8 protein-coding genes and 1 pseudogene are annotated in these 10,179 nt (G+C 67.5%); 1 reads left to right on the forward strand and 8 read right to left on the reverse strand.

The genetic code is table 11. The features are described 5' to 3' along the window. The first annotated feature begins 5 nt into the window (after positions 1–5). A complete protein-coding gene (locus tag IPG50_23865) occupies positions 6–518 on the forward strand; it encodes a DUF2452 domain-containing protein (GenBank protein MBK6695221.1) in 513 nt (170 codons plus the stop codon). A 22-nt stretch (positions 519–540) separates the two neighbouring features. On the opposite strand, the pseudogene IPG50_23870 reads toward IPG50_23865, so the two are convergent. The 8 genes and pseudogenes from IPG50_23870 to purU form a co-directional block, all read right to left on the reverse strand. Next, positions 541–1,219, reverse strand: a pseudogene (locus IPG50_23870) (ABC transporter ATP-binding protein). A 97-nt stretch (positions 1,220–1,316) separates the two neighbouring features. Next, positions 1,317–2,993 carry an ABC transporter permease gene (locus tag IPG50_23875; protein MBK6695222.1) on the reverse strand — a complete coding sequence of 559 codons (1,677 nt, stop codon included), beginning with the start codon at positions 2,991–2,993 and terminating at the stop codon, positions 1,317–1,319. A 586-nt stretch (positions 2,994–3,579) separates the two neighbouring features. Next, on the reverse strand, positions 3,580–5,283 hold the full coding sequence (locus IPG50_23880; protein ID MBK6695223.1) for a lysine--tRNA ligase: 1,704 nt from the start codon (positions 5,281–5,283) through the stop codon (positions 3,580–3,582). A 129-nt stretch (positions 5,284–5,412) separates the two neighbouring features. Further along, the gene (locus tag IPG50_23885; GenBank protein MBK6695224.1) at positions 5,413–5,625 is read right to left on the reverse strand and encodes an amino acid transport protein; all 213 of its coding nucleotides are present in this window, start codon (positions 5,623–5,625) and stop codon (positions 5,413–5,415) included. Positions 5,626–5,665: 40 nt separating this feature from the next. Then, complete coding sequence (locus IPG50_23890; GenBank protein MBK6695225.1) at positions 5,666–6,976, reverse strand: cyclic nucleotide-binding domain-containing protein; 1,311 nt, start codon at positions 6,974–6,976, stop codon at positions 5,666–5,668. Between the two features lie 126 nt (positions 6,977–7,102). Continuing rightward, positions 7,103–8,044 (reverse strand): NmrA family NAD(P)-binding protein, encoded by a 942-nt coding sequence (locus IPG50_23895; protein ID MBK6695226.1) that lies wholly within the window; start codon positions 8,042–8,044, stop codon positions 7,103–7,105. 63 nt (positions 8,045–8,107) lie between these two features. After that, positions 8,108–9,260, reverse strand: a protein-coding gene (gene prfB / locus IPG50_23900; protein MBK6695227.1) for a peptide chain release factor 2 whose coding sequence is annotated in 2 segments (ribosomal slippage) — positions 8,108–9,187 and positions 9,189–9,260 — 1,152 coding nt in all. Because the reading frame shifts where the segments join, the coding sequence is not laid out codon by codon here. 13 nt (positions 9,261–9,273) lie between these two features. Continuing rightward, complete coding sequence (purU, locus tag IPG50_23905; GenBank protein MBK6695228.1) at positions 9,274–10,179, reverse strand: formyltetrahydrofolate deformylase; 906 nt, start codon at positions 10,177–10,179, stop codon at positions 9,274–9,276.

Genomic DNA, 10,179 nt, shown 5'->3' on the forward strand with positions numbered 1-10,179 from the left:
TCCCAATGAGCGAGCCGCCTCCCCGCGACAACGTCGCCCCGCTAGGCACGTGGACTGGCCCGTCGCACGCCGCGCCCTATGCCGTGAGTCGCATGGCGCCCTCCTTCTCGCTCGTCAACGTGGCCGAGGAGATCGAGCGCGCCGACCAGACGATTGCCACCATGGCCACTGGCAAGCTTGAGCTCATCGCCCGACAAATGCGTGCGCTCCGCGACGAAGCCGAGGCGGTGCTGGCGGCCGCGAAGCGCGACGCCGAGCTTCACCGCGTGAAGTGCAACTTCGAGAAGAAGCCCGGCGGCGTCTACCACCTCTACCGAAGGGATTCGGGCGAGCACTACTTCTCGTTGATGGCACCGGACGAATGGACGCGCGCCTATCCGCAAGCGTACGTGGCTTCGTACCGGCTCGAGGCCGACGCGTCCTTCACGCCGCTTGGCGAAGCAGCCGCGCGCGACCAAGCGCGGGGCGAGGCGCTGTCGAGCCTCGCGCGGCTCGGCTCCGGCGAAGCGGCGAAGTAGAACGGTGCGGTGTCGCGGCGAGCTAAGCCGCCGGCGACTCGGACTTGCGCGCGCGCGAGCCTTCGCCGCGGCCTTCGTCCTTCTCGACGCGGCCGTCTTTGAGGGTGACGACCCGAGGCATCGACTCGGCGAGCGACATGTTGTGGGTAACGACGATGATCGTCGTGCCGCGCTGCTCGTTGATGCGGAAGAAGAGCTCGTGAATCTGTTGGCTCGTCCCTGAGTCGAGGTTGCCGGTCGGTTCGTCGGCTAGGATGAGCTTTGGCTCGAGGACGAGGGCTCGCGCCAACGCGACGCGTTGCTGCTCGCCGCCGGAAAGCTCACCGGGGCGGTGCAAGGCTCGTTCGCGGAGCCCCACCTCTTCGAGGAGCGCCGATGCGCGCACCTCGAGGTCCTTGCGCGGCCGCCCTTGGATCAGGCCCGGCATCATGACGTTCTCGAGGGCGTTGAACTCGGGCAGGAGGTGGTGAAACTGGAAGACGAAGCCGATGGTCCGGTTCCTGAGGTCTGCGAGCCGCGTACTCGAGAGCGAGGTGATCTCTTCACCGTCGATGCGAATGGAACCGCTCGAGGGGATGTCGTGTGCCCATGCAATGGAGGAACGTAGACTTCCCCGCACCCGACTGCCCCACGACACCGACCATCTCGCCGGCGCCGATGGTGATGTCGATGCCCCGAAGCACGTCGAGCGTCCGTCCCATGTGGTGGAACGACTTCTTTACGTTCGCGGCGACGACGAGGGGCTCGGCCAAGGCAGAAGACCTCTAGCACGAAGTGGCGGCGGTGCGTGAACTGGCGCTACTCGTAGCGTAGGCCGTCGACGGGCCGGATGCGTGAAGCGGCCTTCGCCGGGTAGATCGTGGAGAGCGTGCAGATGGTCAGGGCCGCGAGCGCGACAAGCAGGAAGTCCTGCAGCTCCACGTTCACCGGCAGCTTGTCGATGTAGTAGACCTCGGGGTTCAAGGGGAGCCCGAACCAGCTGAGGCCCAGGCACAGCGCCATGGCCATGGTCACGCCGAAGGCCGTGCCGATGGCGCCGATGATCATGCCTTCGCCCATGAAGGTGCGCAAAATGGCTGTGTCGCTCGCGCCCATGGCTTTGAGAATCGCGATCTCCTTGCCCTTCTCGGTGACCATCAAGAGGAGCGTGCACACGATGCAGAAGCTCGCCACCATGATGGCGATCGACAAGATCAAGAACATCGCGAAGCGCTCCAGCTTGAGCGCGGAGAAGAGGTTGCGGTTGATCTCGCGCCAATCGCGGACGCGAAGGTCCCCCCGCGCGACTTGCGCGCGAACCAGCGGGGTCACTTGATCGGTCGCTTGAACGTCCTTCGAGCGGAGGTCCACGAAGTGAACCTTCCCCGGTAGGTCAAAGTACTGCTGCGCGACGTCGAGCGTCACGTAGACATGCGAGGCGTCGTATTCGTACATCCCGCTGTAGAAGATCGCCGCGACGCGGAACTTCTTCATGCGCGGCAAGACGCCCATCGGGCCTAGGTCGCCGAGCGGGGAGACCAGCGTGACCTCGTCGCCGACGTACACGTGGAGCGTCTTGGCGAGCTCGCGGCCGATGACGACGCTTGGGAAGAGCGGCTTGAGGGACATCGCCTCGCGCACGCTTGGATCGAGGTCGTCGGGCAGTGGAAGGATGTCTTTGCCCTTCAAGAAGCGCTCGCCGTTCTTGCCGACGCCGACCACCTCGTCGGCGGGCAGGCGCCGAAGCTTGTCGGGGTCTGAGAGGTACTCGAAGCGGCCGACCTCGATGTTGGCTTTGAGATCGATGACGTTGCCGATGCTCTCGGGGTCGACGCCGCGCACGATGACGCCGGCGAGGTTCGATGCGCTCTGCACCATAACCTCGCCCTGAACGACCGGCGTTGCACCGCTGACGCCCGGCACTGCGCGTGCGCCCTGCACGACCGCCTCCCAGCCCTCGAAGGCGGCGCGGCTCTCGGTGTCGATGACGATGTGAGCGTTGTTGCCCAAGATCTTGCGTTTCAGGTCGGCGCTGAAGCCGCCCATGATGCTCGACACGCTCGACAAAGAGCAGGAGCTGAGGGCGACGCCGAAGATCGACAGCACGCTGATGATCGTGAGAAAGCCGCTCTTCTGCGACCGGACGTGGCGCGCGCCGACGAAGGCCGAGAAGCCGCGTCGCTCCAGGAGATCCAAGATGCCTGGCAAGACGGCCGCCAAGGCCGAGACCACGAGGCCAACGCCGAGGAGCACGGTAGCGCCACGAAGGCCAAGCGCAGGAAGCTCCGGAGGTAGCGCGAACCCCAATCGGGGCTGAAGAGAGGGCGCCGCGTCCGCGCCGAGAGACGCGTCGACGCGTAGGCGAGGCCCATGCCGTAGAGCGGCAACGTGACGAAGAGCCCCACGCCGCCGAGCAAGAGGCCGATCACGAGGGCAACGACAAAGCCTGCAAGGTACAGCCAAACGGCGAAGCGCTGTCCGCGCGTCGCGCGCCAGCTGGCGCCCATGGCCTGGAAGGGGGTCATGCTTGCGTCGACGACGTAGAACGGCGCGAGGGCAAAGCCGGCCGCCGGTACCGCGAGCATCGGCAGCGTGACGACGAAGGTCAGGAGCTGGAGGAGCGCCAGCGCGAGCAGCGAGAAGGCGACGCGCGGCGCGAGAGCGCGCTGGAAGTCCGCCCCGCGGATCGGTTCACCGCGGACGGCTGCCGAGAAGATGGCCAGGTACCCGCCGCGGACGACGGGAAACGTGAGGATAGCGAGGAGCACGACGGCCGCGCTGATGCGGAAGGTCGAGTCGGCGAGTACCGCGGACACGGAGCGAGCCATCGGCGTCGTCGTCGTGAGGCGCGCAAACTCGCCGCGGATGGATAGCGTGGTGCGCACCGCGGCCACCGTCGCCATGGTCAAGCCGGCCATGAAGGGCAGGAGCGCCGCGAAGGTGAGGAAGAGGAAGAACCAGGGCCGCTCGCGGAAGGCGAGCCACGCCACGCCGATGGCCTCGCCCATGTTCCACGGTTGCGGCTCGCCCTTTTGCCAGGGACCCTCGTCGACGGTGGCGGCGTCGCGTGTCTCTTGGCCTTTCACCGCGCCGGCTCCGCGGCTTGCTCGGGCCGAAGGAGCGGGAACAAGATGACGTCACGGATCGAGGCCGCGCCCGTCAGCATCATCGTCAAGCGGTCCATGCCCATGCCGAAGCCGGCGGCCGGCGCCATGCCGTGTTCGAGCGCGCGGACGTAGTCCTCGTCGTAGTCCATCGTCTCTTCGTGGCCGCCTTCCTTTTTCCGCACCTGCTCGCGGAAGCGCTCGGCCTGGTCGTCGGGGTCGTTCAGCTCACTGAAGGCGTTGCAGAGCTCTCGGCCGTGGACGAAGAGCTCGAAGCGATCGACGAGATCGGGACGGGCGTCGTTGCGCCGGGCGAGGGGAGAGGTCTCGAAGGGGTAGTCCTTGACGAAGACCGGCAGCGACTTGGTCCCGTCCTTGCTGCGGTAGTCGTCGCCCAAGAACGGCTCCACGAGGTACTCGTAACAAGCGAAGAGCCGCTCGCCGTCGTTTTCGCACTTCATGAAGCCCTTGCGGAAGTTGCCCCAGTCGATGGCCTTCGCGCGCGCGCTCGCCTTCGACCACTCCTTCATGCTGGCGCCGAAGTCGCCGGCCGTCGTCAGGAGCGCGACGAGACCCATGCCTGCATCGTTGCCCGCCGTTGCGTCGCGCCAGGCGGGGATCTCGGTCTTGTGCGCGCCATCCTTGACGGCGACGCTCATGGGAACGCGCGCGAAGGGCTCGGCAAACGTGAAGGGGCGAGCCTCAAGCCAACGCGCGTGCGCCTCGGGCATCGCTCCCGCGAGGTCAGCGTCAACGGCGCGAATGAGCACCTCGGTGAAGTTCATCAGGTCTTCGTACGTGGCGTACGCCTGGTAGAACTCGAGCATCGTGAACTCTGGGTTGTGACGCGTCGAGAGGCCCTCGTTGCGGTAGCAGCGGCCGATCTCGTAGACGCGCTCGAGTCCGCCGACCACGAGGCGCTTCAGGTAGAGCTCCGGCGCGATGCGCATGAAGAGGCGCATGTCGAGGGCGTTGTGGTGCGTGAGAAACGGTCGCGCCGCGGCGCCGCCGATGAGCGTGTGCATCGTCGGCGTTTCGACTTCGAGGAACCCGGCGTCGTCGAGGACGCGGCGCGTTGCGCGAACGATGAGGCTGCGCGCGCGGAACACGGCCGCCACATCGGGGTTGGCGATGAGGTCGACGTACCGCTGGCGGTAGCGCGTCTCGACGTCCGTCAGGCCGTGCCACTTCTCGGGGAGCGGCCGGTAGGCCTTGGTGAGGAGGCGCACGCGCGACGGCTCGATGGAGAGCTCGCCGCGCTTGGATGCCGTCAGCTCGCCTTCGGCTTCGACGATGTCGCCGACGTCCAGATCCGCAAGGCGAGCGTAGTCGGCGCCAAGCTTCGACTCGCTGATGAGCAGCTGCAGCTCGCCGGTGCGGTCGCGCAACCTTAAAAACGAGAGGCCGCCCGTCGAGCGGAGCGCCACGATGCGGCCTCGCACGTGAAAGAGCGTGCCCGCGGTGGCCTTCTTGACGAGCTCCTCGGCGTAGCGACCGTCGGTCATCGCGCTCACGGCGGCCTTGCGCACCCCCTCGATGTCGAGGGTCTTGGCGCTGCCCTTGGCGACGACGTCGTTGGCAAACGGGTTTTCGCCCCGCTCGCGGGTGCGGGTCGCTTTTGCGCGGCGGGCGTCGATGAGGGCGCCTTCGGCGGAGTGCTCTTTGCGAGGCTCGGGTGACATCTCGGTAGGCGTCTCGGTAGGCGTCTCGGTAGGCATGGCGGCGTCCCAGCCTTTAGCCGTGCGGCGTGCGGGTGTCCACGAGGGGGCGCAGCCGGAGCTTCCGTCGTCGCCCCTTAGGGCCGGCGCCGTCTACGCACCCAAGCGCACGGCCGCGAAAAGCGCGCCACCGACGGCCACGGCGATGCCTGCGGAGAAGGCCGCGCTGTCGACGAAGTAGGGGTAGAGCATCATGACGACCCCGGCCAAGAGGTGCGGGAGCCGCGACTGGCGCTTGCCATAGACGAAGATCGCGAAGCCCACGAGGCCTACGAGCATCGACACGAGGAGCGCGGCGCCGTCCACGCAGCAAAGGTAGCGCGGGGGAGGGCGGCGCGCCGCCTGCTCAGTCGCCGAATGGCACAGCGAGCGTTGTCGGCCCCGGCACCTGGTTCATTTGCAGCTCCGCGATCTCCGCGCTCGCGGTTCGCAAACGTCGCGAAAGAACTTGGGCGAAGTTCCACAAGATCTTCACGCCCACCACGGGCTCGACGCGCATCAGCGCCGAGAGCTCGGCCTCCCCGATGGAAAGAACGTCTGTGCGCGTTAGCGCTGTCACCGTTGCCGAGCGACGGGCGTCGTCGACAAGCGCCATTTCGCCGAAGTGTCCGCCGGCGCCCAGCTCGGCGAGCTTCGCACCGTCGCGTTCGACCATAACGGATCCCTCGATGATGACGAACATCTCGCTGCCCGCCTCACCCTGCGCGATGACGGTCGCCGCTGGCTCGTAGACGCGCGACTTGGCGAGCGCGAGCACAGCAACCTGCTCGCGGTACGAGAGATGTTGAAAGAGCGGCAACTTGCAGATGGCGTCGATGCGTGACGCCACGCGTGTTGTGCTCGAGTCGCCGAGGGGCGTCGTCGACCCCGCGGCGGCCATCTTCTGCGTCGACGCAGCCTCCCGGCAACCGACGAGGATCACGCTGACGTTGTCTTCGCCGCCGGCCACGTTGGCGTGCTCGATGAGCCGCGCCGCCGCGGCGGGGGTGGCGTTCTGTCCGAGGAGTTGCGCGAGCTCGGGGCCGTGCGCGTACCGATGGAGGCCGTCGCTGCACATCACGAAGAGGTCGCCGGCGTTGATGTCGACCATCAACGTATCGACCTTCACGGACCGGTGGGTTCCGATGGCGCGCGTGAGCACGCCGCGAAAGCGGCTCGTTTCCGCCTCGGCAGGCGTGAGGACCCCGGCGCGGACTTGTTCCGCCACGATCGAGTGATCCTCCGTGAGGCGGTTGCAGCGTCCGCCGCGCGAGAGATAGACGCGACCGTCGCCGACGTGCGCCAGGAGCGCGCGGTCTCCGAGATGAATGAGCGCGTCGAGCGTCGAGCCCATGCGTCTACGGGTTTGCCCTTCGCGGCCCAGATCGTAGACCCGAGCGCACGTCTTCTCGAAGGCGGCGACCACGGCGGCGACGGCTTCGGCGCTCGCACCTTCGCTCGCGTCGGTCCGGCACCGCTCGAAGACCGAACGCACCGCCAAGAGCTCCTGATGCAACGTCTCAACGGCGGCCTTCGAAGCACGGGCGCCGCTCTCGTGGCCCCCCATACCGTCGGCGAGGATGAAGATCCCCCTCGCCTCGTCAACGCCGATGGCGTCTTCGTTGGACTTTCGTACTTTGCCGACGTCAGTGGCGCCGCGCGCAGAAATCTCGATCATGGTGCTCTCTACCTCGCAGGGCCCCAGCCGACTCGCCCCGCTGGAGCCCCACGTTCCTCGGCGTTTCGGGCACGCGCGCCGGAGCCTACGCGACGCGCGGCGTTCCGTGAATCGCGGAGCCGCTCGCTAGGCCCCAGCTCGATGCCACGCGAGCGTCGCCTCGATGCCCGCCGCGTAGCTGGTCGGCAAAGGTGGGAGCGCCAGCTCGGACCATCGCGCCGCTTTCATCACCACGGGGTCGGTCCACAGGTGAAGGATGTCGGCGAAGGCGCGGGCCTTAGCGTGAAAGGGCGCGGCCGCGTGCACCACGAACGCGGGCAGAAAGCGAAGCGAGCCTCGCCCGCTTTGCGCGCGCGCCAGCTCAAGGAACTTTCGCGGTGTCGTCACGCCTGCCGTCGGAACGTTGAGGGCGAGGCCGCGCGTGCGCGCGTCGAGGCCGGCGCTCACCACCGCGTTGCCGACGTCGGGCATGTAGGCGAGCTCGATTTCGACGTCCGGCGGCCCGTACCAGGTAGCGGTTCGTCCCGCCGCGAGGGCCTGAAGCGGCGGACCCATCAGCGTGGTGACGGAGGGACCGTAGAACTCCGCGATGCGCGCGATCGTGAAGGGAACGCCCGAGCGCGTGATGGAAGCCTCGATGGTGGCCCGCGCTCGGCCACGTGCCGAGATCGGGGCAGCGGCCGCGTCGTCCAGGACCCGTTCGCCGCGGCGACCGCGCCCGAAGATCCACACGTTGCCGGGAAACACCAGCCGCGCGCCGGTTGCGCGGCACGCATCGATGGCGGCATCGGCCATGCGCTTTTGCCCGCCGATCCAGTCGCCGGCGAAGGGCGGATTCGCGCAGTGAATCAGCGCGTCGGCGCCGACCGCGAGCGCCGTCACGTCGGCCGCGCTGGTGGCGTCGCCGCGGTGCACGAGGACGCCAGGCAGCTCACCCAACGCAACGCCGGGGGCCACGCCCCCTTGGCCGCGCGAGAGCACGACCACCTCGTGGCCGCCGGCGCGCGCCGCGCGAACCACGTTGGCGCCGAGGCCGCCCGTTGCTCCTGTCACGGCAATGCGCGCCATGGCCTGTCTACACCGTCTCCGACCCGTGGGCGCGCGTGGACCGTCGCATGGCGAAGCGAATCGCTATCCGTTGTCCTCGTCGCCACCTTCGACGGCTCCGCCCTTTCGGAGCGTCCCGCCAGCGGCCGCCATCAAGTACGACTCGATGAACGGATCGAGATCGCCGTCGAGCACGCCGTCGACGTTGCCCGTCTCGTGGCTTGAGCGCGTGTCCTTCACGAGCCGGTAGGGGGCCAGCACGTAGTTGCGGATCTGGCTGCCGAAGTTGATGGCGCTCTTGGTCGCCTGGTAGGCGGCGTTCTGTTGCTCGCGCTTCTGGAGCTCGAGCTCGTAGAGCCGGGCCTTCAAGACCTTCATCGCCATGGCGCGGTTCTGGTGCTGGCTCCGCTCCGCGCGGCACACGATGTTGAGGCCCGTCGGGATGTGCTTGAGGCGCACCGCCGTCTCGACCTTGTTGACGTTCTGGCCGCCTTTGCCTCCGGCGCGCATCGTCGTGATCTCGATGTCCTTCTCTTGAACCTCGATGTCGATGTCGTCTTCGATGTCGGGCGACACCTCGACGGCGGCGAAGGCTGTCTGCCTCGTGTGGTCGGCGTTGAAAGGGCTCATGCGCACGAGGCGATGCACGCCGTGCTCGCCGCGCAGGTACCCGTAAGCGCTCTCGCCCTGCACCGTGAACGACGCCGCGTCGATGCCGGCCTCGTCGCCCTCCTGGTAGTCGATGAGATCGGTCTTGTAGCCGCGCGCCTCGCACCAGCGCACGTACATGCGAAGCAGCATCGCCGCCCAGTCTTTGGCGTCGGTGCCGCCGGCGCCGGGGTGGATCGTCACGATGGCGTTCGATCGGTCTGCGGGACCCGAGAGCATGCGTCCGAGCTCGGATTTTCGCACGCGCGCCTCGAGCGCCGTGAGCATGTTGCAGGCTTCTTGGACCGTGTCCTCGTCCTTCTCGGAGACGCCGAGATCCAGGAGCACGCGGCCGTCTTCGACGTCCTTGTCGAGCTTCTCGAAGGTCTGGACGACTTGCTCGATGCCAGCGCGCTTGCGCGTCAAGGCTTGAGCTTTCTTGGTGTCGTCCCAGAAGCCCGGCGCGAGCGTCTGCTCGCCGAGCCGATCGATCTCGCGCTTCAGTTTCGGGACGTCAAAGATACCCCCTTAGCGCCTTGAGGCGCCCTTGGAGGTCGTCGTATTTCTGGCGGGCTTCGCTGAGCTCCATGCCGTTACGTGTATCACATCACGAAGGTTCGACGACCTTCGACGATGACGCGTCGCTGCAAGTGCGCGCGAACGGCCCGCGCCAAGACGACGCGTTCGACGTCACGCCCGACGCGCACGAGCTCGTCGGGGCCCATCGTGTGGGAGACCCGCGCGACGTCCTGCTCGATGATGGGGCCCTCGTCCAAGTCCTTGGTGGCGTAGTGGGCCGTCGCGCCGATGAGCTTCACACCGCGAGCGTGCGCCTGGTGGTAGGGCTTGCTTCCCTGGAACGCCGGCAGGAACCCATGGTGGATGTTGATAACCGGCGGCGCCTTCTTGAGGAAGTCGTCGCTGAGAATTTGCATGTACCGCGCTAGCACGATGAGCTCGACATGGTGCCTCGAGACGAGCTCGAGGACGCGCGCTTCCTGGTCGGCCTTCGTCGGCGCTGTCACGGGCAAGGCGAAGAACGGGAGGCGAAACGCCTGGGCGGCGCTCTCGAGGGCCGCGTGGTTGCTCACGACGAGGGCGATCTCGCAGGGCAGCTCCCCTTGCCGCTGGCGCAGGGCGAGGTCGTAGAGGCACGCCGGGTCTTTGGTGACGAAGAGCGCGATGCGGGGGACATGATCGCTGTAGCCGATGGACCATTCGCCGCCCAGCGGGGTCCCGATTCGGTCGCGGAAGGCCTCTTCCAGGGCCGCGCGCGTGGCCGAGCCTCCGAGTTTGGCGTGGGCCTCCGCTGACGACAGCCCGCCCAGATCGACGACGAGGCGCATGAAGAAGCGCGCCCCGCGCTCGCCGCCGGTGTCGGTGAAGTTGGCGGCGTCGACGATGTTCAGGCCGAGCTCCGAGAAAAAGCCCGCGAGGCGGGCCACGAGCCCGGGACGGTCTGGGGCCGAGAAGAGGAGCGTGGCTTCGAGCGGGGCTGCGGTGACCAT

The sequence above is a fragment of the Myxococcales bacterium genome, assembly GCA_016703425.1.
In the GTDB taxonomy this organism is placed as follows: Bacteria; Myxococcota_A; Polyangia; order Polyangiales; family Polyangiaceae; genus JADJCA01.